Origin of the sequence: Enterobacter cloacae complex sp. GYL001 (genome assembly GCF_049237125.1) — a bacterium.
Classification (GTDB): Bacteria; Pseudomonadota; Gammaproteobacteria; order Enterobacterales; family Enterobacteriaceae; genus Enterobacter; species Enterobacter hormaechei_C.
In genome coordinates, this window is sequence record NZ_JBMKGW010000001.1 from 497,724 (window position 1) to 517,548 (window position 19,825).

Sequence of the window (19,825 nt, forward strand, 5' to 3'; positions counted from 1 at the left end):
AACCGCGTCAGACAAGCCTTGCCGCAGTTTTGGCGCGTTGAACTTTTTTTGCATACTGCGGTCGAAAAAAATTCCAGGAAAACTCTTAAAATGACTCAATGGTACACATTTGAGTGAATTTTTAGCCCGGGATGTTGTCCTCTGCGATAGGAATCTCCACGAACCGGCCGCATGATGAAACCCATCGCGTTACCTTCTTCAGCCGCTTCAGTCAGACGCAAATGTTCCTCTTGCGACAGATCCTCAGGCAACCACCCAATCACGACGCTATAGTTCCCGGTACGTAATGCCCGGACCATCGACTCGACCGTATCGCAAGGGGAGAGTTGATTAATCTGCATCACCTTCGCTAACGGCAGGCCAGCCGACTGAACCCATTCACGACTTAATTTTTGCTGTGGCGTCAGCCAGAGCTGCCAGCGAGACTGTTGCCCGAGCTGCTGCAAAAGCGGCAGGAGTAAGAGTTGTGTTAACAGCGGCTGGTCTTCACGGTAAACCACTTCACTGATAAGCCCTGTCGATACACGCCCGATAGAATTCTGCGCAGCATTGCCTGCGGCAGAAGTGGAAGGTGTTAAGTGATTTGCATAGCCTGAAGTGTACATATTCATTCCAGCCCTGTAGTTACTGTATGGATATACAGTAACCCCTGTGTGCATAAAGATCAACCTCATTTTCGGAAAGCGACTCGCAAATTTCATCCATTCCTGGTGAACCTGAAAAAATCATCTTGCCCAACGGCAATAAGTTGCCTATTTTCCTGCTAACGGATCCGTTAGTAAGAAATATCGTGTTTACTGTATGATTTTTAATGGAATTATCATGAAAAAGATATCTTATGATCGGATTTATCAATCTCAGGAATACCTCTCTCCGCTGGGCGAAATTCATCATCGCGCCCTGTTTGGCGGTTATACCCTGGCCGTGGATGAAGCGGTGTTCGCGATGGTGTCTGACGGCGAGCTGTACCTTCGCGCCTGTGAGCAAAGTGCAAAATACTGTGTAAAAAACGCCTCCTCTTTTCTGACCCTGATGAAACGAGGACGGCCAGTGCTGCTTAATTACTACCGTGTGGATGAAGGTCTGTGGCAAAACAGGGAAAAGCTGCTTCAGCTCTCCTCGTTTGCGCTCGATGCCGCCAGGAAAGAGCGCTACCAGCGCCATCAGCGTAACCGGCTTAAGGATCTGCCGAACCTGACCTTTCAGATTGAGGTCCTGCTTATGGAGGCGGGCATTACCAATGAAGAGACGCTACGACAGTTGGGGGCGAAGACGAGCTGGCTGAAAATGCGCTCTAAGAATAAAGCGCTGAGTATCCGGGTATTGTTCGCGCTTGAAGGCGCCATCGAAGGGTTACATGAAGCGGCACTCCCGGCGGATATTCGCCGGGAGCTTATGGAGTGGTTTAATGCGCTGCCTGAGTCGCAGGGCCATCATTCCGCCAGGTAGCGATCTTCTGTCGCAGCCGACAAATTTCCGGCAGCAAAGCGATAAGCAGGCCAATTTGCTGTAGGACCAGCGGAGCTTTGTTGTCGGTGCCAGGATCAAGGTGAGCGATACGTTGCACCAGTTCATCCAGTGCCTGGTGAACCCGTGGCCCATCCGCAGGTTGATGATGAAGCGCATCATCAACGTAGCAAACGGCGTCGTCCAGCAGCGCCAGGATGCCCGGGTTTGTCAGTTTCTCACGGTGGGCGCCAAGGGTAGAGATATAGCTGGTGAACGTGTGGTTCAGACACAGCAGGCGGAAGGCTGTCTCCCGGATTTCTGCCGTGGCGCGCGGCTCAGTTGACATATTCGAGACAACGGAAGCCAGCTCTGCGTCCGTGTTATGCGCATCGCGACGGGCAATCCGATAGGCCAGACGGTTATCGCGACCCTGATGGTATTGCTCAAGAATAGCATCCAGATAGCGGCAGTTAGCGTTCATCGCTCTGTCGGACACGCGCGGTAAGTTACGAAAACGCCAGTCCGGCCAGATAAAGCTCACCGCCGCCCAGGCAATGGCGCAGCCGATTAGCGTGTCGATAACGCGAGGAAGGGCCACTTCAAAGCCTTCACCCAGCAGATTGAAGCAGAGCAGCACCAGCAGCGTGATGAACATCGTGGCGTGGGCGTACTGCACATTGCGGAAGGCGAAAAACAGTACACCGGTAATCACGATCAGGATCAGTTGCCCTTCTACGGATGGCACAAAGTAGAGCACCGGCAGCCCGATGGCGACCCCGACTAATGTCCCGACAATACGCAGCGCGAGCCGATGGCGGGTAGCGTTATAGTTCGGCTGGCAGACAAACAGGCTGGTCAGCAGGATCCAGTAACCGTGGTGCAATCCTGTTATCTGGATAAACGCGTAGCCGACGCACAGAACCAGCGACATCCTTACCGCATGGCGAAAGAGGGCGGATTCCGGCGTAAAATGACGGCTCAGGCGCAGCCACATATCGCTGAAACCGTTGAGACTGTCGTCGGCAAGCTGGTTGTCGGCGTCATTGCCCGGCATTGCCATCGCCTGTTCAGACTCAATGGTGGCGAGCTGAGCATCGATGGCTCTCAGGTTGTTGAGCAAGAATCCCAGGGCTTTGAACTGTTCCGGCGATGTCCCACTGGCCTGAACGCGATCGAGGGCCGCATCCAGATGACTGAATGCGCGTTCAAAGCGAGGATCGTGCTGATAGGGCGTGCGCAGCAGTATTGAGCGCGTAAGTTGCTGGCAGGCCTGAGACTGCATCGACAGCAGGCGCTGGAAACGGAACATCACGTCGCTGTAGCGGAATTTCTCGCGCAGGTCAGCGTACTGCACATGCGAGGAGCTGGCGCGCTCGTGAATATCCTGGGCGACAAAGTAGTAGTGCAGTGTGCGCCGGGTACCGCGCTGACCGCGATCGCCGCGCAGACGGGTGAGCAGAGACGCTTTGGTCTGATTCAGCGTGGCGACCAGCTGGCCATTTGCCAGCGCCAGATCGTACAGGGGCGCCTGGCTGTCCTCTTCAATATCCGGATCAAACAGCCGGGATTTCAGTTCCAGATAGTGGGCCAGCTGTTCGTAACTGCGGGCAATGTTGTCCTGTAAGGCACGAACCGGAAAAATAAGATGTCCGGTTAAGGTCAGCAGGTTATACCAGATAGCGCCCAACAGCAGCAGGACCGGTTGCTGATACCACTGATCGTAAAGAGAGACGCCCAGCATGGTGTAAATGGCAATCAGCAGGGCGCCAAACGCGATAGTGGCGTAGCGTTGCCCGAGGCCGCCGAGCAAAATGAAACCGCTGGTGGACACCGTCAGCCCTAAGGCAAACAGCCAGGGCCAGGGGAAAAGCAGCTCAACGGAGGCGGAAGCAATAAAGAAGCAGACCAGCGTGATGACCAGATTACGCAAACGACCGGCCAGGCGGTCGTCGAGATCCGCCAGCGCACCGGCCACCACCCCAAGCGTGAGGGGGATGGTGAGCTTCACGTCATTTAGCCACCACGGCAGAGCGACGGTGCCGCAGAGGGCGATAAAGATCCTGACGTTATACAGCCAGTTACTGTTCCACGTATAGCGACGAAGCAGGGGGCTTAGCATGAGTGCGGCCAGTCCTTATTACTGAAAACGGCGACGGGCGTTGGCTTCACGCGCGGCTTGCGCGACTTCGACCGGGACAACACGGCGTCCTACCGGCCACAGGGCGATGGTAGCAATTTTGAAATTAGCGATGCCAACCGGAATGCCTATAATCGTGATGCACTGGGCGATACCGGCGAAGATATGCATCAGACACAACCACCAGCCAAAGAAGATCAGCCATAAAATATTCAGCAGCGTGCCGCCGGTATTCATCAGGGCGTTTTTTCTTTCCGGCTCCAGCTCATCCACGTGTACGGCTTCATTTCCATAAGGAACGAGGGACAGTTTGGTGATTTCCCAGCAGGAGCGCGTCAGCGGAAGGGTGAAGATGAGCACGATGCTCACCAGGGTGGCAAAAAGCCAGGAAAGGGTGGTGGCAAAACCGCCAAGGACAAAATTCAACACATTCAGAACGGTACGCATAAACCCTCATTTCCTTCGATATGATTAACGCCCGGTGATTGTAACGTTTTTTTGGGCTGGAGCACCTTAAAACTGGCAGTTAAACTGTCTGACAAATTATGACCTCGTGGATCCGGCAGGATATGGAACTGAAAGCAACTTCAATGGGCAAACGCCTGGCGCAGCACCCTTACGACAAGATTGTCCTGCTCAATGCAGGAGTGAAAGTCTCCGGTGAACGCCACGAATACCTTATTCCGTTTAATCAGCTACTGGCCATTCATTGTAAACGAGGGCTGGTATGGGGGGAGCTGGAGTTCGTCCTGCCGGCAGACAAAGTGGTGCGACTCCACGGGACCGAGTGGGCGGAAACCCAACGCTTCCACCATCATCTGAACACGCGCTGGCAGCAGTGGAGCCAGGAGATGAGCGTGATTGCCGCACAGGTTCTGCAACAGATGCTGGACGATATCGCGCTAAGCAATACGCAGCAGAAGTGGCTGACGCGCCAGCAAACCGCCGGGCTTCAGCAAAAAATCGCCCAGGCGCTGACGGCATTGCCTTTACCGGTGGCGCGGCTTGAGGAATTTGATAACTGCCGCGACGCGTGGCGGAAGTGCCAGGCCTGGCTGAGCGATATCGAGAAAAGCCGTCTGGCGCATAACCAGGCCTGGACTGAGGCGATGCTTACGCAATATGCCGACTTCTTCAGCACGGTGGAGTCATCGCCCCTCAATCCTGCCCAGGCGCGCGCCGTGGTGAATGGCGAACAGTCTTTATTGGTGCTGGCAGGTGCCGGGAGCGGCAAAACGTCGGTGCTGGTGGCGCGCGCGGGTTGGCTTCTGACAACGGGCGAGGCGGTTGCAGACCAGATTTTGCTGCTGGCCTTTGGTCGCAAGGCTGCGCAGGAGATGGATGAGCGCATTCAGGCGCGTTTGCATACCCAGGATATCTCGGCGCGCACGTTCCACTCCCTCGCTTTACACATCATTCAACAGGGCAGCAAAAAAGTTCCTGTTGTCAGCAAGCTGGAGAACGACGCTCAGGCTCGCCAGGCGCTGTTTATCAAGGCATGGCGTCAGCAGTGCAGTGAAAAAAAGGCGCAGGCGAAAGGCTGGCGTCAGTGGCTTGAAGAGGAACTCAGCTGGGAGGTGCCGGAGGGCAGCTTCTGGCAGGATGAAAAGCTGGCGCGCCGGCTGGGCTCTCGTCTCGACCGGTGGGTAAGCCTGATGCGCATGCACGGCGGCTCTCAGGCGGAGATGATAGAAAGCGCACCGGAGTCGATCCGCGCTGTGTTTTCTAAACGGGTAAAGCTGATGGCACCGATGCTGAAAGCGTGGAAAACCGCGCTGAAAGACGAAAACGCGGTCGATTTTTCGGGGCTGATCCATCAGGCCATTATCATTCTGGAGAAAGGGCGCTTCGTCAGCCCGTGGAAACACATCCTGGTGGATGAGTTTCAGGATATCTCGCCGCAGCGCGCTGCGCTGCTTTCGGCGCTGCGGGCGCAGAATAAACACACGTCGCTGTTTGCCGTGGGCGATGACTGGCAGGCTATCTACCGTTTCAGCGGGGCGCAACTATCCCTCACGACGGCCTTCCACCACTATTTTGGGGAAGGCGATCGCAGCGATCTGGACACCACCTACCGCTTCAACTCGCGGATTGGCGAAATAGCCAACCGTTTTATTCAGCAGAACCCGCACCAGCTGTCGAAACCGCTTAACAGCCTGACGTCGGGGGATAAAAAGGCCGTCACGCTGCTGGCGGACGATCAGCTGGAGCCGCTGCTGGATAAACTGAGCGGCTATGCGAAACCGGATGAGCGGATTCTGGTCCTGGCGCGTTATCACCACCTCAAGCCGACGGCGCTGGAAAAAGCGGCGACGCGCTGGCCAAAACTTCAGCTCGATTTTATGACCATTCACGCCAGTAAAGGGCAGCAGGCCGACTACGTGATTGTGGTGGGGCTAAAAGAGGGGAGCGACGGTTTCCCTGCACCGGCGCGGGAATCCGTGATGGAAGAGGCGTTATTACCTGTTCCGGAAGATTTCCCGGATGCAGAGGAGCGGCGTTTACTGTACGTGGCGATAACCCGCGCGCGCCATCGCGTGTGGCTCTTGTTCAACAAAGAGGAGCCGTCGGTGTTTGTCGATATTTTGAAGAGTATTGACGTGCCGGTGGCGAGAAAGCCGTAACGCGCCGGGCAAATTCTGTAGGCCCGGTAAGCGCAGCGCCACCGGGCAAAAAACTACTTCAGTCTCTCCGCAAGATAACGCTGATAATCCGGGATCAAAATCTCCACCGGATCGTTAAACTGCGGCGATTCAATGATGAAATCTGCCGTTGAAAGATTGGTGGCTACCGGAATGTTCCACACCGTCGCCAGACGCAGCAGCGCTTTAACGTCTGGATCATGCGGAACCGCGTTCAGCGGATCCCAGAAGAAAATCAGAACGTCAATTTTACCTTCTGAAATCTGAGCACCTACCTGCTGGTCACCCCCCATCGGGCCGCTCAGCATGGCATTCACTTCCAGACCGGTTTCGCGGTGGATCAGGTTGCCGGTTGTTCCCGTGGCAGAAAGGGCATGATGCTGTAAAAGAGGCTGATGGCGACGAACCCAGTTAAGCAGCATTTGTTTACAGTGATCGTGCGCAACCAGAGCAATGTGCTTGCGCGCCGGAAGTGTGCGTGTTGTCAGTTCCATAATCTTATCCGTGAGGTTACCTCGTTACACGATGACGGGAACTGGCTGATGCTGCAAGAGAAAGGACGAAAAAATGTGGCTTACGACGAAGGTTGTTGCTTCGCCCATTGCAGAAAACGGGCGCGCGTGTCCGGATCGGCATTCTGGAACCAGAACTTGAGGCGTTGCTCAGTAAGGGTCTGCGACTGAGGGGGGAGTACATCCAGCTCCGATACGCCCGAAAGCAGGGTACTGTCATCCGCCATCATGGTGGCGAACTGGGGCAGCGAGGCGCGCCTGCTGGCCCTGTTGTAGGTCTCGGTGTCCGCTTCATAGTCTGTTCCCTTTGACCTTTTTGTCAGCGCCAGAATATCCAGTTTTACCGGGATGGGCATGGAGTCCCCGTCCACCAGTTCAATGCGCGGCGAGGCATCAAATGCCAGTGACTCCTTTTCTGTCTCAAGGCGCGGGAGACGAAAATTGACCTGGCTGATAAGCTGGGTATTAAAGCTGACCACCAGCGGAGGCGAAATGTACACCTGCTGTTCGTTGTCGGCGAGGCGAATGGTCTTTTCCACCCGAAAAACCACCTGGTGCGGGCCGTTATCCAGCTCGATACTGTCTGCACCCCGCAGCAGGGAGCTGGAGACTTTTTTCCCGTCCAGCACCAGCAGGTCAATGTCGGTTGAGAGTCTGAGGGTGGTTGCGAAAACACAAACCGGCATGATTAACGCAACCATAGCCCAGGCAATGCCGGTTTTCATAGCAGACTCCTGTAGACAAACTACCCGGTAAGAATGTATCAAAAGTTTTCGACAAACACGTTTACTAACATATAGACATATTCTGCCGTTTTGCCCTCATACTTCTGTATGGGATGCGTGGTTGAGATGTCCGCTTTGACGTACACTTTGAAAAAAGCCAGGAGGAAGAGCATGAAAGAGAACGACATTGTCGAGATTCTGACGTCCACGCGCACTATCGCGCTGGTCGGCGCGAGCGATAAACCGGATCGCCCAAGCTATCGGGTCATGAAATACCTTCTGGATCAGGGTTATCACGTGATCCCGGTCTCGCCGAAGGTGGCGGGGAAAACGCTGCTGGGCCAGCAGGGCTATGCGACGCTCGCGGACGTGCCGGAAAAGGTGGATATGGTGGACGTTTTTCGTAATTCAGAGGCGGCCTGGGGCGTGGCGCAGGAGGCGATTGCCATCGGCGCGAAAACGCTGTGGATGCAGCTGGGCGTGATTAATGAGCAGGCGGCCGTGCTGGCGCGCGATGCCGGGCTGAAGGTGGTGATGGATCGCTGTCCGGCAATCGATATTCCCCGTCTGGGGCTGGCAAAATAAAAAAAAGCCCGTTTGACGGGCTTTTTTACACCTTTAGTTGCGCAGTCTTGGTGCCTGTAACTGTTTGCGGATGGTCTGAGCAAGCTCGTCCATAGTGGGTTGTTCCGGATGCTCATCCTGTAGTTCACCACTCAGCTGCGCTTCGGCAAGATAGGTATGGACAGGCTGACCATCGTCGCCCTCCATAACCACATGATACCAGGGCGTGGCGCGAAGCTCTGCGTCAACGGCCAGATCGTCTGCTGACGGTTCATCAAGGGAATACTCCGGGTCGATATCCACGACCACACCCAAATATCCAAGCAAGGTGTGGCGGACCTGCTGGCCGATACCGAATTTGCTGGCAATCATAGTCACCTCCCGGGAAACATTACATACACACTATGTGCGGGCAATATTTCTCTTTTCAAGTTACATGACGCGACAGGCAAACCCTTTCAGATACAGCCCTTCCGGGTAGGTAGCGATCACCGGGTGATCGGCGGCCTGACGGAACTGCTCTATAAATTGTACATCACGACCCGCATCTATTGCGGCATCGGCGATGATTTTTTGGAATAAATCTGTCGTCATCAGGCCAGAGCAGGAGAACGTCAGCAGCACACCGCCCGGGTTCAGCAGCTGGATCGCCAGCATGTTGATGTCTTTATAGCCACGGCAGGCGCCCATCAGCTGGCTTTTGTTTTCAACAAACTTCGGCGGGTCCATCACGATGACGTCAAATTTCTCGCCCTGGTCGCGGTATTTACGCAGCAGTTTGAATACGTCGTCGCGCACAAACTCCGCTTTGCTCAGATCCAGCTTGTTCAGCTCAACGTTCTGCTTCGCCACGTCCAGCGCTTCCTGTGAGGTGTCGACACTCACCACCTGAGCACAGCCGCCCATCAGGGCAGAGACCGCAAAGCCGCCGGTATAAGAGAAGCAGTTCAGCACGCGTTTATCGGCAACGTACTGGCGCGTTGCCAGACGGCTGTCACGCTGGTCGAGGTAATAACCGGTCTTATGGCCGCCCTGGATATCCACCAGCAGCTTCATGCCATGTTCTTCGATAGGCAGCAGGGCAGGCGGCAGTTCGCCGGTGACCGGGCCTTGCGTCAGCTCCATGCCCTCTTTTTTACGTACCGCCACGTCGCTGCGGTCGTAAATGGCACATTCCGGGAACAGGGTTTGCAGGGCGCTAATCAGCGCGGCACGCTGGTATTCCGCCCCGGCGCTCAGCAGCTGCAACACCAGGAAATTGCCGAAGCGGTCAATGGTCACGCCCGGCAGCCCGTCGGACTCTCCGGCAATCAGACGATAGCTGTCCAGCCCGTCACGCTTTGCCAGCCACTCGCGCCACTGCTGCGCCTGTTGCAAACGACGGACAAAGAAGTCGATATCGATGGTTTCTTCTTTATCGAACGTCCAGACGCGCGCGCGGATCTGAGATGCTGGCGAGTATGCGCCGCGTGCTAACCATTTCCCCTGATGGTCAACAATATCGATGGTTTCACCGAGGCTGGCTTTACCTTCCATGCGGGCAACCGCGCCGGAAAAGACCCAGGGATGACGGCGCAGTAATGACTTCTCGCGCCCTTTGGCTAACACTAAACGTACACTCATAATTTGCTATTCTGTCGATTCCAATGAAATGGCCGCCATTTTCCCGACTTCAGTGAGGAAATGCAACGCGCCAGTCGGATAAGGAGAAGAATGATGTCAAATGTTTGCACCATTGCCTGGGTTCATGGCCTTGTACAGGGCGTCGGATTCCGCTACAGCACCCAGCGCGAAGCCCTTCAGCTCGGGCTGACAGGGTATGCGCGTAACATGGATGATGGCAGCGTGGAGGTTGTGGCCTGCGGTGAGGCGGATCGGGTTGAGAAGCTGGTGGCGTGGCTGAAAGCGGGCGGACCGCGCAGCGCGCGGGTTGATAAGGTGCTAACGGAACCGCATCAACCCGACCGGGAATACGCTAACTTCAGTATTCGCTATTAAATGCATTTTACCGGCTTTGGCAGGCCGGCGATTTTTGTCGCCTGTTTAGCCGGGCCTTTCGGAAACAGGCGATACAGATAACGGCTGTTGCCTTTCTCTTCGCCAAATTTATTCGCCATGGCTTTGACCAGCATGCGGATAGCCGGCGAGGTGTTGAATTCAAGGTAAAATTCTCGCACGAAGCGCACCACTTCCCAGTGTTCCGGGGAGAGGGTAATTCCTTCGTTTTCCGCAATTTTCTCCGCCAGCGCTTCGCTCCACTGGCTGCTCTCTTTCAGATAACCGTCGTTATCGGTTTCGATCTCTTTGCCTTCAAAACTCAACATATTCATTCACACGTTAGTCAAAAACCGCCTAAGTCTACCAAAAAAACAAAGCCCCGCATAAGCGGGGCCCTGTTCACAGCACGGTGAGTTAATCGCGGCTGGCGAAGCCCAGGATGCTCAGCAGGCTGACAAAAATGTTGTACAGCGACACATACAGGCTCACGGTGGCGCGGATATAGTTCGTCTCACCGCCGTGAATGATGTTGCTGGTTTCATACAGGATTGCGCCGGATGAAATCAGGATAAACACCGCGCTGATTGCCAGATGCAGCGCAGGCAATTGCAGGAAGATGTTCGCCAGCATACCGACCAGCACAATCACGATACCTGCCATCAGCATACCGCCAAGGAAGGACATGTCCTTACGGGTGGTCAGCACGTAGGCCGAGCAGCAGAAGAACACCAGCGCGGTACCGCCCAGCGCCATACCAATCACGTCGCCCATTCCGGCAGACAGATAGGCATTCAGGATTGGCCCCAGAATGTAGCCCAGGAAGCCGGTAAAGGCGAACGCGGAGAGAATACCCACCGGTTTATCCGCGGTTTTGTAGGTCAGGAACATCAGACCGTACATACCTACCAGCGTGAGGATCAGGCCCGGAGAAGGCAGCATCAGTACGGTGCTGGCCGTCGCGGTAATCGCCGAAAACGCCAGCGTCAGGCTGAGCATGAAATAGGTATTGCGCAGCACCTTATGGGTGCTGAGTAGCGATGTGCGGTCGCGTGAAGAAGTAATTATACGATCCATGAGTCACTCTCTTATGACAGATGTAATTAGCGCAAAGAATAGGAAACGGCGCGGCAGACGCAAAGTGGTTTTACCCATCTTTACTCAGCCCCTTAGGGATTATACTGGTTTTTTATTCTGGCAAAGCCTTTGTACTCAGAATGAAGTGCGGTTTGTAGGGCGTATTCAGATCAACCTCTTATAGGTCACTGAAAAATATTGCGTTATTTCCCTAAGGCCGCTAAGAGTTATTTCCGGATCGTCATAAAAACAGACAATAAGGCGAAGGAAATGAAACCACAAACACGCACGCACTTTACACTCTCTTTGTTAACCGCAGGGATCCTGTGCGCCAGCACGGCAACCTGGGCGGCTAACGTGCCGGCAGGAACCCAGCTGGCAGATAAGCAGGAACTGGTCAGGAACAACGGCAGTGAACCCGCCTCGCTCGACCCGCATAAAGTCGAAAGCGATGTCGAATTCAATATTATCAGCGATTTATTCGACGGGCTGGTCAGCGTCTCTCCGGCAGGTGAAATCCAGCCGCGCCTGGCGGAGAAATGGGAAAATAAAGACAACACCGTCTGGACGTTCCATCTGCGTCCGGGCATTATCTGGAGCGATGGAACCCCCATCACCGCGGAAGATATTGTCTGGAGCTGGCAGCGACTGGTCGACCCGAAAACTGCCTCTCCGTATGCCAGCTATCCCGGCAGTATGCGTATCGTCAACGGCACTGATATTGCAGAAGGCAAAAAAGCGCCCGAGTCGCTGGGGGTGAAAGCCATCAATGACAGCACGCTGGAAGTGACGCTCACGCAACCTAACGCCGCTTTCCTGGCGATGCTGGCTCACCCGTCTCTGGTGCCAATTGATAAAGTCCTGGTAGGCCGTTTCGGTGATAAGTGGACCAAACCGGAGCACTTCGTCAGCAGCGGGGCCTATAAACTGTCACAGTGGGTGGTTAACGAACGCATTGTGGCGGTGCGTAACCCGAAATATTGGGATAACGAACATACCGTCATCAACAAGGTGACCTATCTGCCCATTTCCTCTGAAGCTGCTGACGTCAACCGCTACAAAGCGGGCGAAATCGACATTGTTTACACGGTGCCGATCAACCAGTTTGCTCAGCTGAAGAAAACGCTGGGGAGCGAGCTGGACGTTTCACCGCAGCTTGCCACCTATTATTATCAGTTCAACACCACCCGGCCGCCGTTCAACGACGCCCGCGTGCGCAAGGCGCTGAACCTGGCGCTGGATAAAGACATCATCGCCGGGAAAGTATTAGGGCAGGGCCAGCGCCCGGCATGGCTGATCAGCCAGCCGGATATTGGCGGCGTCAAGCTCCAGAACCCGGATTACGCCAGCTGGCCGATGGATAAACGCATTGCCGAGGCGAAAAAGCTGCTGGCCGAAGCCGGATTTAACGACAGCCATCCGCTCAGCTTTAATCTCCTCTATAACACCTCGGAATCGCACCAGCGTATTGCCATTGCCGCCAGCTCAATGTGGAAGAAGAACCTCGGCGTTGAGGCGAAGCTGCAAAATCAGGAGTGGAAAACCATGCTTGATACCATGCACACCCATAACTTTGACGCGGTACGCTACGCCTGGATTGCTGATTACGACGATGCGGCAACCTTCCTGAACAACTTCCGTACCGGGGACAGCCAAAACACCACTCAGTACAGCAATCCGGACTACGATCGGGCACTGGTGAACGCGGCGAAATCGAAAACGGCGGAGGAGCGCGGTAAATTCTACCAGCAGGCAGAAGATCTGCTGGGACGGGATGTACCGGCGATCCCGGTCTATCATTACGTGCGCACGCACCTGGTGAAACCGTGGGTAGGGGGCTTCACGCCAGACAAGCTCGGGTACTACTACACCAAAGATATGTACATCAAAAAGCACTAACGATCCGCGGTGGATATTATGCTGCCAAAATGGCCAATCTGTCGTCTATTCAACCAATTAAACGCATTTTGGCTATTTTTAAAGCGAACGAATGCGCGCACTCTTTACAGCGCGCGGTGAGGTGTTTATAGTTCGCCTCACTTAGGAAGCGTGGCCGAGCGGTTGAAGGCACCGGTCTTGAAAACCGGCGACCCGAAAGGGTTCTAGAGTTCGAATCTCTACGCTTCCGCCAAATTTGAAACCCCTGCGATAGCAATATCGCAGGGGTTTTTGCTTTTGCGCCAGGCTTCCGTCATGCCACCATGTTGTAGCTTATCGTGATCCCGGCGTCGGCCTTGCAGACCTGAGCTTTTACGCACCAGGTGTCCTCGATGTTTGCTGGTGTCAGTACCTCCTCTGGCGCGCCCGTGGCGGCGATCTGCCCGGCCTTCAGGAGGATCAGACGCTGGCAATAATTGGCCGCAAGATTGAGATCGTGCAGTGCAACCACCACCGTAAGCGGCAGCTGTGAAACGAGCCGCATCAGCTCCAGCTGGTGCTGAATGTCCAGGTGGTTTGTCGGTTCATCGAGCAACAGCACCTGCGGCTGCTGGGCCAGCGCGCGGGCTATCTGGCTTCGCTGGCGCTCTCCGCCAGACAAAGAGTGCCATCGCCGCTGGCGTAAGCGGCATAACTGCATCAGGCCAATCGCCTGCTCAACCGCAGCCTCATCGTCGCGCGAGGTTTTCTGGAATGTTTTCCGGTAGGGCGTACGCCCCAGTCTGACAATGTCCTCAACGGTCAGTTCTCCGTCGACCTCAGCATGTTGCGGGACAAAAGCCATGTGCTGCGCGCGTTTTTTCAGCGGCATCATGCCTAGCGTTGTGCCATTAAGCGCCACGCGTTCGCTGAGTCGTGGAAACAGCCCGGCGAGACAGCGCAGCAGCGTCGACTTGCCCGAGCCGTTTGGCCCTAACAGGCCGATAATCTGCCCGGATGGCAGGTCGAGATCGATATCCTTAAGCACCGTCTGCGCTTGTCGGGTTACGGTTAACCCGGCCACAGTAATATTCATGGATGCTCCTTTCGGTTTTGATAAAGCAACGCCACAAAGACGGGGGCGCCCACCAGCGCAGTCACCACCCCGATGGGCAGAACCTGGTGCACAATCAGCGTGCGTGAGACGATATCGGCGAGGATCATAAAGTGGGCGCCGATAAGAAACGTCAGCGGGATAGATAGACGATGGCCCGGCCCACATAGCATGCGCGTTACATGGGGAATGACCAGCCCGACAAACCCCACTGCGCCCGTGGCGCTCACCAGCGTTGCGGTAACAATGGCACAGGTCAGCAATAAGACAATACGCACGGCGGTAACCGGGATCCCCAGCGTGGTGGAGACCTCATCCCCGAAGGTGAAGGTGTCCAGCGCCCGTGAAAAGAGCAATACCACCAGTAAACCCGCAAGCGTAACGGCCAGCGCCAGCAGCGCGTCAGGCCAGCGCACGCCGCTCAGACTTCCCAGCAGCCAGAACATGACGCTACGGGACTGCTCGGCATTGGCGGACGTACTGACGACGTACGCGGTCATGGCGTTGAAGAGCTGGGTGCCCGCAATGCCAGCCAGCAAAATGCGCGACGGGCTTTCACTCATCCCGTTTGTAATAACCATGATGAGCGCAAAGGCGGCGCACGAGCCGACAAACGCACCGCTGCTCACGCCAATCACGCTCCCCCCGATGCCGAGAAGCATCACGCAGACGGCCCCCAGCGATGCGCCCGCGGAAATCCCCAGCAGATAAGGCTCAGCCAGAGGGTTACGCAGGATCGACTGCAACACCAGCCCGCACAACGCCAGGCCGCCGCCGCTGCACGCGGCCATTACTGCCCGGCTCATGCGATATTGCCAGACGATACCTTCCTCCGTTTGCGGCAACGCATAAGAGGTCAAACCCAGTCCGTTGAGGATCGCTTTCCCGGTACTGGCATACGACACCGGCATATCACCGATACTGGCGGCAAAGACCAGCATCAGCGGCAGCGCCATGGCGCCTGCTGCCAGTAAACCCTGCTGGCGGCGGTCAAAAGCGAAATGACTCATTGTTCATCCCGGAAAGAAGCCAGCCGATCGCTGATAAGCTCAACCGCATCGACGTTACGCAATGAAGGGTTTAACGACATCGCTGGCACCACGATGATGTGGTTGTTCCTGACCGCAGGCATGTTCTTTGTCACCGGGTCACTGCGCAAGAACGCTTTTTTTACCTCAACGTCATCGGCAGGGTAGAGCCTGCGGGACATCCCGGCGATAACAATCACGTCCGGCTGCGAGCGGGCTATATGTTCCCACGTTACAGCGGGCCATTCGTCGTGAGAGTCAATAATGTTCTTTAACCCCAGCGTGCGGCTGATCCAGCCTGGCGCGCCGTAATTCCCCGCCACCCAGGGATCGCCATTCAGACGGCTGCTGGAGAACCAGAATACAACGCTAAGTGGTTTCGCGGAGGCGCGCGCCTGGGCCTTTTTAATACGTTCCGTCAGCGCACGATTGAGCTGCTCACCTCGCGCGGAAACATCAAAAATCGTCGCCAGATCCGTCACTTCCCGTGTAATTTCCGCCAGTGAAAACGGCGCGCTACGTGCTCCGTCTGCGTTTGAGGTTTCCGTTACCGTTTTATCCGTGCAGTCGGCAGGGGAGATCCACGTATTAATCCCCAGCGAGGCAAACTGCTCACGGGTTCCCACTTCTCCCTGCGGACCAATGTGCCAGTGATACTGCGCGAGAACGAGTTCAGGTTTCTGCCCTGCCACGGCTTCAAAGGAGGGGGAATTATCTGCAAGCCGGGGGAGGTTTTTTCCGGCATCCTCCAGCGGGGCCGGGAGCTTGCCGAACCAGACTGACGTCGCGGCGATCGTTTTCTCCAGCCCCAGTGCGAGCAGTAATTCTGTTTCATGCTGACCCACGGTCACGACGCGCTGAGGAGCCTGCGTAAAGGTCTGCTTTACGCCGCAATTTTCAATCGTGAGTGGCCAGGTGGTAGCGGCGAAAGCGGCAGGCGCTATGGTGAGCAGTGAAGCCAGAAATAACCCTTTTTTGAGTAACATAAAACGCAATCCAAAATTGTTATGTTATAACATAATACATATATTGTGACTGAGAGCAACACGCTCACCGTCGCTTGTTGCAGAAACGAAAGGCTGGACTATTCTCAACATACCCACCTGGCATTCGCGGGTTGCCTGAAAAATAACAAGATTTCTGACCTGGGGTAGTAAGGATGAAAAAGATCCTGCTCGCGTTTGCGTTCTGTTTTGCCGCCCTGAGCGGCTTCTTATCGTATGCCGCAGAGCCCCGCCAGGCGCCTACGGAGCAGGAGCGCGCCCGAACGGTCTATAACTTTCATCAGCCCATCGTCATGCTACAGGCGAAATTTGGCCTGACCACGCCGGAAGAGCGCGTTTTACGCATCCGCAACACCCTGCGCAATTTTACCGAGGCGGATGTGCGTGAGCCGCTCAGCATCGTCCCCGTGACCCGCTATAACCAGCAGGGACGGCTGATAGTGATGAACGGTAAACCTGTGATGCTGCTGACCGAAGGGGATTTGGACGAAGGGGACGACCTTACCCTCGATCAGGCCGCACAGCGCGTGCTGGCGCGCATGGAAGCGCAGAGAATGGCGCTGCGCGATCAATACGATACCGGCTGGCTGGCGCTGTCTACGGTAAAAACTGCCGCTGGCCTGCTGGGGCTGTTGCTGCTCTGCTATGGCGCGTGGCGTTCCTGGCGCTGGTTCCGGCGCGTCTACCGTCGGCGTATTGTGGAGAATCGCAGCCGGGTGCCGCAAAGCTGGCGGCGATACATTGGCGCCATTGAGATTCGGCTTTACGCCTTGCTGATGTTCCTGCTGGGGCTGATCGGCTTTTACGTCTGGCTGAGCTGGGCGTTCAGTCTGTTTCCGTGGACGCGGGTGTGGGGCACGTCGCTGGGAGACTGGACGCTTCGCGTGGTGCAGCAAATCGCCCTGGCGATTGTCTCGGCCTTGCCGGGGCTGACGATTGTGCTGATCATTTTCCTCATTACCGCTTTTATTCTGAAGCTTCTTAAGATGGTGCTCAATCAGGTGGAGGCTGGTCGTCTGCAACTTCCCGGCGTACATCCGGAAACCGTAGGGGCGACCCGTAAGCTCATTTCCGTTGCCGTCTGGCTATTTGCTCTCTCCGCCGCCTGGCCGTTTCTTCCCGGTGCTAACTCGCTGGCGTTTAAAGGTATTAGCGTCTTCTTCGGCCTGATGTTAACGCTGGGCTCGGCAGGGGTGATGAACCATGCCATGAGCGGTCTGGTCCTGATTTACTCCCGCGCGCTGCGCAAAGGCGATGTCATTCGGGTAGCGGATAACGAAGGCAAGGTCAGTGAAATTGGCATGCTGGCGACCAAAATTATTACCCGGGAAAATTATGTCGTTACCGTACCCAACGCGGTGGTGGTGAGCGGTAAGATCACCAACCTGAGCGCGCTACAGCCCGATGGCAGCCTCAATCTGACGGTCAGCGTCACGATCGGTTATGACACCCCATGGCGTCAGGTGCATGCCATGCTGGAGCTGGCCGCGAAACGGGCAAAAGGGATTGACCTTTCCGAGCCGCCGCTGGTACGCCAGTTAGGGTTAATGGACTGGTATATCGCTTACGAATTGCAGGTCCGTCTGCTGCCCGAACAGTCCCTCGCGGTTGCCCGCAATGAACTGCATAGCCAGATACAGGATGTGTTTAACGAATTTAACGTGCAGATCATGTCCCCGAATTTTGTTATGCAGCCAGAGGGCAGCGTAATGGTTGCCAAAGAGAACTGGTATACCGCGCCAGCCAAACCCCCTCAGGGCGAAACGTGACGGCCCGGTTTTTTGTGGCAAGGCAAAATGTTACAGCTTTTAATCGACGATCGCCGATTTTACACGGGTCATCGCCAGAATGTTTTTTGAGCGCATATTTAATTTCTCGAGGATCCTCACGCGGTAGGTGCTGGTCGTTTTTTGTGACAGTTGCAGCTTTTTCGCGATCTCATGGTTTTCCAAATGAAACAGCTTCAGCACGTCATATTCGCGTCGCGTAAAGGAGTGTGTTCTGAGCGCCCGGTAAAAGCGCATCAGCTGCTGAAAAGGGTGAGCAGTAAAATGCATCGACGAATAGATAATATTATCGATTCTCACTGCGCGGTTGGCTTCTATCTCATGCATCAGGACAATGTAATCACACTTAACTTTTTTGACCTGCCGAATGGTTTTATTGCGTAACTTATCCTGTTCAATCGCAATGATAAAATCCATCGCCTGATCGACCCCATCAAGATCGTGAATATCCGCGTCATCGCGAATCAAATGGGTTGATGTCAGGGAGCTTGATACACCATGGCAAAGGTAATAGTTATCACTGATAAATAAAAAATTCATAATCGTCGTTAAATAAAGTCATGGCTAATCTCTTATCGCAGTGATCTACGGTTAATGGGTGTTGTGCGAAAAAGAGTCTAAATGACCATCCGCGAATCTAATAAACGTTATGAATGTAAAAATAAATGTTTACATTTTAGCCAGTCGATGGCGAAGAAATCAGCGGGACGGAAGGGGAGGACGGAAGACGTGTAATGTTATGCAAATTCGTGCTTTACATCATGCTCAGAGATGTTTATAGTGCGCCTCACTTTGGAAGCGTGGCCGAGCGGTTGAAGGCACCGGTCTTGAAAACCGGCGACCCGAAAGGGTTCTAGAGTTCGAATCTCTACGCTTCCGCCAAATTCGAAAACCCTGCGATAGCAATATCGCAGGGTTTTTTCGTTATTCCAGCCCCAGCGTATACTGCGCGATTTTGAAGTAGATAATCAGCCCGGTCCCGTCGATTAGCGTGGCGATAAACGGTGCGGAGACCACCGCCGGATCGATTTTGCAGCGTTTCAGTACCATCGGGATCACCGACGAGACGATGGCGCTCCACAGTGTAATGCAGACCAGCGTCAGGCTGACGATGAGCGTGATTTCCATCCCAATACCCATCATCCAGGCGCGAACGCAGCCCGCCAGACCCAGCGTGGCGGCAATCATTAACGAGGTGCTCATCTCTTTGCGCAGCACGCGACCCACATCGCGAAGGTGGACTTCACCCAGCGCCATGGCGCGCACCAGCGTCGAGGTGATCTGCGTCCCGCTGTTTCCGCCGGTGCCAATCAGCAGCGGAATAAAGAACGCCAGCGCGATGGCTGATTCCAGCGCCTCTTCAAAATGCTGGATCACCGAACTGGTATACGCTTCCGCAACAAACAGCAGCAGCAGCCAGACGGAGCGTTTCTTCCACAGGCTGAAGGCGCTGGTTTCCAGATAGGGCTTCTCCAGCGGCAGCGTCGCCCCCTGAAGCTGGGCATCTTCAGTAACGTCATCTTCCAGCAGATGGGCGATTTCACGCTCGGTAAGGCAGCCCACCAGCTTGCCGTGGGTCACCACCGGCACTACATCCGCACCCGCGTGCGCCAGCAGCCCGGCGACATCCGCCCGCTCATCTTCCGGTTTGAGCTGAATAAAATCCGATATCATCAACCCCTTAACAGGCTGCACGGTGTCCGTGGCCTGCAATAATTTGCGTACGGCGATTAAACCCGCGAGGCGACCGTTATCTTCGATAAAAATATGCGACGGAATATCATCATCTTTTAATTTTTCAAAGAACTGCTCGCGTGCCAGAGCTACGCATAATGAAATATCGATAACGATAAAATCGGTATTCATATATTGCGCGATGGCGCTGTCATTAAAAACCAGGTTTTGGTTGTGAATAGCGTAAGACATAGTAAATT

The 19,825-nt window shown here is 55.1% G+C and carries 20 protein-coding genes and 2 tRNA genes; 8 read left to right on the forward strand and 14 right to left on the reverse strand.

The annotated features are described in order from the left end of the window. Window positions 1-95 precede the first annotated feature (95 nt). A complete protein-coding gene (sulA, locus tag ACOTWU_RS02275; protein ID WP_026094322.1) occupies window positions 96-605 on the reverse strand; it encodes an SOS-induced cell division inhibitor SulA in 510 nt (169 codons plus the stop codon). A 217-nt stretch (window positions 606-822) separates the two neighbouring features. On the opposite strand from sulA, the gene ACOTWU_RS02280 reads away from it, so the two are divergent. Then, window positions 823-1,449 carry a TfoX/Sxy family DNA transformation protein gene (locus ACOTWU_RS02280; protein WP_017384804.1) on the forward strand — a complete coding sequence of 209 codons (627 nt, stop codon included), beginning with the start codon at window positions 823-825 and terminating at the stop codon, window positions 1,447-1,449. Here ACOTWU_RS02280 and yccS read toward each other — a convergent pair. Both yccS and ACOTWU_RS02290 read right to left on the reverse strand, forming a co-directional pair. Beyond that, a complete protein-coding gene (gene yccS, locus ACOTWU_RS02285; protein ID WP_040117460.1) occupies window positions 1,406-3,568 on the reverse strand; it encodes a YccS family putative transporter in 2,163 nt (720 codons plus the stop codon). The genes ACOTWU_RS02280 and yccS overlap by 44 nt on opposite strands. 18 nt (window positions 3,569-3,586) lie before the next feature. Further along, complete coding sequence (locus ACOTWU_RS02290) at window positions 3,587-4,033, reverse strand: YccF domain-containing protein (protein ID WP_003858149.1); 447 nt, start codon at window positions 4,031-4,033, stop codon at window positions 3,587-3,589. A 122-nt stretch (window positions 4,034-4,155) separates the two neighbouring features. Here ACOTWU_RS02290 and helD point away from each other — a divergent pair, with 122 nt between their 5' ends. After that, window positions 4,156-6,210, forward strand: coding sequence for a DNA helicase IV (gene helD / locus ACOTWU_RS02295; RefSeq protein WP_040118286.1), 2,055 nt, complete (start codon window positions 4,156-4,158; stop codon window positions 6,208-6,210). 53 nt (window positions 6,211-6,263) lie between these two features. Here the strand turns inward: helD and mgsA are convergent, their stop codons facing one another. Together mgsA and csgI are read right to left on the reverse strand one after the other, a co-directional pair. Further along, the gene (gene mgsA / locus ACOTWU_RS02300) at window positions 6,264-6,722 is read right to left on the reverse strand and encodes a methylglyoxal synthase (RefSeq protein WP_003858146.1); all 459 of its coding nucleotides are present in this window, start codon (window positions 6,720-6,722) and stop codon (window positions 6,264-6,266) included. Between the two features lie 80 nt (window positions 6,723-6,802). Then, window positions 6,803-7,465 carry a curli synthesis inhibitor gene (csgI, locus tag ACOTWU_RS02305; protein WP_040117461.1) on the reverse strand — a complete coding sequence of 221 codons (663 nt, stop codon included), beginning with the start codon at window positions 7,463-7,465 and terminating at the stop codon, window positions 6,803-6,805. Between the two features lie 171 nt (window positions 7,466-7,636). Between csgI and ACOTWU_RS02310 the strand changes: the two genes are divergently transcribed. Continuing rightward, window positions 7,637-8,050 carry a CoA-binding protein gene (locus ACOTWU_RS02310; RefSeq protein WP_006809337.1) on the forward strand — a complete coding sequence of 138 codons (414 nt, stop codon included), beginning with the start codon at window positions 7,637-7,639 and terminating at the stop codon, window positions 8,048-8,050. Between the two features lie 33 nt (window positions 8,051-8,083). Here the strand turns inward: ACOTWU_RS02310 and hspQ are convergent, their stop codons facing one another. Further along, window positions 8,084-8,401 (reverse strand): heat shock protein HspQ, encoded by a 318-nt coding sequence (hspQ, locus tag ACOTWU_RS02315; RefSeq protein WP_126498952.1) that lies wholly within the window; start codon window positions 8,399-8,401, stop codon window positions 8,084-8,086. 60 nt (window positions 8,402-8,461) lie between these two features. Then, a complete protein-coding gene (gene rlmI, locus ACOTWU_RS02320) occupies window positions 8,462-9,652 on the reverse strand; it encodes a 23S rRNA (cytosine(1962)-C(5))-methyltransferase RlmI (protein WP_015570890.1) in 1,191 nt (396 codons plus the stop codon). A 93-nt stretch (window positions 9,653-9,745) separates the two neighbouring features. Between rlmI and yccX the strand changes: the two genes are divergently transcribed. Beyond that, the gene (gene yccX / locus ACOTWU_RS02325; protein ID WP_023296278.1) at window positions 9,746-10,027 is read left to right on the forward strand and encodes an acylphosphatase; all 282 of its coding nucleotides are present in this window, start codon (window positions 9,746-9,748) and stop codon (window positions 10,025-10,027) included. On the opposite strand, the gene tusE is transcribed toward yccX, so the two are convergent. Both tusE and yccA read right to left on the reverse strand, forming a co-directional pair. Continuing rightward, a complete protein-coding gene (gene tusE / locus ACOTWU_RS02330) occupies window positions 10,024-10,353 on the reverse strand; it encodes a sulfurtransferase TusE (protein WP_003858129.1) in 330 nt (109 codons plus the stop codon). The genes yccX and tusE overlap by 4 nt on opposite strands. Window positions 10,354-10,441: 88 nt before the next feature. Beyond that, window positions 10,442-11,101, reverse strand: a complete 660-nt coding sequence (gene yccA / locus ACOTWU_RS02335) for an FtsH protease modulator YccA (RefSeq protein WP_003858127.1) — start codon at window positions 11,099-11,101, stop codon at window positions 10,442-10,444. A 270-nt stretch (window positions 11,102-11,371) separates the two neighbouring features. On the opposite strand from yccA, the gene ACOTWU_RS02340 reads away from it, so the two are divergent. Both ACOTWU_RS02340 and ACOTWU_RS02345 read left to right on the forward strand, forming a co-directional pair. Beyond that, complete coding sequence (locus tag ACOTWU_RS02340; RefSeq protein ID WP_040117462.1) at window positions 11,372-13,000, forward strand: ABC transporter substrate-binding protein; 1,629 nt, start codon at window positions 11,372-11,374, stop codon at window positions 12,998-13,000. A 144-nt stretch (window positions 13,001-13,144) separates the two neighbouring features. Next, window positions 13,145-13,232: transfer RNA gene (locus ACOTWU_RS02345), tRNA-Ser, on the forward strand. A gap of 60 nt (window positions 13,233-13,292) precedes the next feature. Here the strand turns inward: ACOTWU_RS02345 and ACOTWU_RS02350 are convergent. From ACOTWU_RS02350 to ACOTWU_RS02360, 3 genes are read right to left on the reverse strand one after another with little or no spacing between them, the layout of a single operon-like run. Further along, window positions 13,293-14,054 (reverse strand): ABC transporter ATP-binding protein, encoded by a 762-nt coding sequence (locus ACOTWU_RS02350; RefSeq protein ID WP_040117463.1) that lies wholly within the window; start codon window positions 14,052-14,054, stop codon window positions 13,293-13,295. Then, complete coding sequence (locus tag ACOTWU_RS02355; protein WP_040117464.1) at window positions 14,051-15,082, reverse strand: FecCD family ABC transporter permease; 1,032 nt, start codon at window positions 15,080-15,082, stop codon at window positions 14,051-14,053. The genes ACOTWU_RS02350 and ACOTWU_RS02355 overlap by 4 nt, the downstream gene beginning before the upstream one ends. Further along, a complete protein-coding gene (locus tag ACOTWU_RS02360; RefSeq protein WP_040117465.1) occupies window positions 15,079-16,086 on the reverse strand; it encodes an ABC transporter substrate-binding protein in 1,008 nt (335 codons plus the stop codon). Before ACOTWU_RS02360 ends, ACOTWU_RS02355 begins: the two co-directional genes overlap by 4 nt. 173 nt (window positions 16,087-16,259) lie before the next feature. On the opposite strand from ACOTWU_RS02360, the gene ACOTWU_RS02365 reads away from it, so the two are divergent. Beyond that, a complete protein-coding gene (locus ACOTWU_RS02365) occupies window positions 16,260-17,873 on the forward strand; it encodes a mechanosensitive ion channel family protein (protein WP_126498951.1) in 1,614 nt (537 codons plus the stop codon). A 39-nt stretch (window positions 17,874-17,912) separates the two neighbouring features. On the opposite strand, the gene ACOTWU_RS02370 is transcribed toward ACOTWU_RS02365, so the two are convergent. Continuing rightward, window positions 17,913-18,431, reverse strand: coding sequence for a LuxR C-terminal-related transcriptional regulator (locus tag ACOTWU_RS02370; RefSeq protein ID WP_110292605.1), 519 nt, complete (start codon window positions 18,429-18,431; stop codon window positions 17,913-17,915). Window positions 18,432-18,685: 254 nt separating this feature from the next. Between ACOTWU_RS02370 and ACOTWU_RS02375 the strand changes: the two genes are divergently transcribed. Then, window positions 18,686-18,773 (forward strand) — tRNA-Ser (locus tag ACOTWU_RS02375). Between the two features lie 42 nt (window positions 18,774-18,815). On the opposite strand, the gene ACOTWU_RS02380 is transcribed toward ACOTWU_RS02375, so the two are convergent. Continuing rightward, the gene (locus ACOTWU_RS02380) at window positions 18,816-19,817 is read right to left on the reverse strand and encodes a magnesium transporter (RefSeq protein ID WP_126498950.1); all 1,002 of its coding nucleotides are present in this window, start codon (window positions 19,815-19,817) and stop codon (window positions 18,816-18,818) included. Window positions 19,818-19,825 lie beyond the last annotated feature (8 nt).

Coding starts and splice junctions, on each gene's coding strand:
- ACOTWU_RS02280 (WP_017384804.1), top strand. CDS start 823: ATGAAAAAGATATCTTATGATCGGATTTATCAATCTCAGGAATACCTC.
- rlmI (WP_015570890.1), bottom strand. CDS start 9,652: ATGAGTGTACGTTTAGTGTTAGCCAAAGGGCGCGAGAAGTCATTACTG.
- hspQ (WP_126498952.1), bottom strand. CDS start 8,401: ATGATTGCCAGCAAATTCGGTATCGGCCAGCAGGTCCGCCACACCTTG.
- ACOTWU_RS02365 (WP_126498951.1), top strand. CDS start 16,260: ATGAAAAAGATCCTGCTCGCGTTTGCGTTCTGTTTTGCCGCCCTGAGC.
- ACOTWU_RS02360 (WP_040117465.1), bottom strand. CDS start 16,086: ATGTTACTCAAAAAAGGGTTATTTCTGGCTTCACTGCTCACCATAGCG.
- ACOTWU_RS02340 (WP_040117462.1), top strand. CDS start 11,372: ATGAAACCACAAACACGCACGCACTTTACACTCTCTTTGTTAACCGCA.
- ACOTWU_RS02370 (WP_110292605.1), bottom strand. CDS start 18,431: ATGAATTTTTTATTTATCAGTGATAACTATTACCTTTGCCATGGTGTA.
- csgI (WP_040117461.1), bottom strand. CDS start 7,465: ATGAAAACCGGCATTGCCTGGGCTATGGTTGCGTTAATCATGCCGGTT.
- ACOTWU_RS02350 (WP_040117463.1), bottom strand. CDS start 14,054: ATGAATATTACTGTGGCCGGGTTAACCGTAACCCGACAAGCGCAGACG.
- ACOTWU_RS02310 (WP_006809337.1), top strand. CDS start 7,637: ATGAAAGAGAACGACATTGTCGAGATTCTGACGTCCACGCGCACTATC.
- sulA (WP_026094322.1), bottom strand. CDS start 605: ATGTACACTTCAGGCTATGCAAATCACTTAACACCTTCCACTTCTGCC.
- yccX (WP_023296278.1), top strand. CDS start 9,746: ATGTCAAATGTTTGCACCATTGCCTGGGTTCATGGCCTTGTACAGGGC.
- yccS (WP_040117460.1), bottom strand. CDS start 3,568: ATGCTAAGCCCCCTGCTTCGTCGCTATACGTGGAACAGTAACTGGCTG.
- ACOTWU_RS02290 (WP_003858149.1), bottom strand. CDS start 4,033: ATGCGTACCGTTCTGAATGTGTTGAATTTTGTCCTTGGCGGTTTTGCC.
- ACOTWU_RS02380 (WP_126498950.1), bottom strand. CDS start 19,817: ATGTCTTACGCTATTCACAACCAAAACCTGGTTTTTAATGACAGCGCC.
- yccA (WP_003858127.1), bottom strand. CDS start 11,101: ATGGATCGTATAATTACTTCTTCACGCGACCGCACATCGCTACTCAGC.
- mgsA (WP_003858146.1), bottom strand. CDS start 6,722: ATGGAACTGACAACACGCACACTTCCGGCGCGCAAGCACATTGCTCTG.
- ACOTWU_RS02355 (WP_040117464.1), bottom strand. CDS start 15,082: ATGAGTCATTTCGCTTTTGACCGCCGCCAGCAGGGTTTACTGGCAGCA.
- helD (WP_040118286.1), top strand. CDS start 4,156: ATGGAACTGAAAGCAACTTCAATGGGCAAACGCCTGGCGCAGCACCCT.
- tusE (WP_003858129.1), bottom strand. CDS start 10,353: ATGTTGAGTTTTGAAGGCAAAGAGATCGAAACCGATAACGACGGTTAT.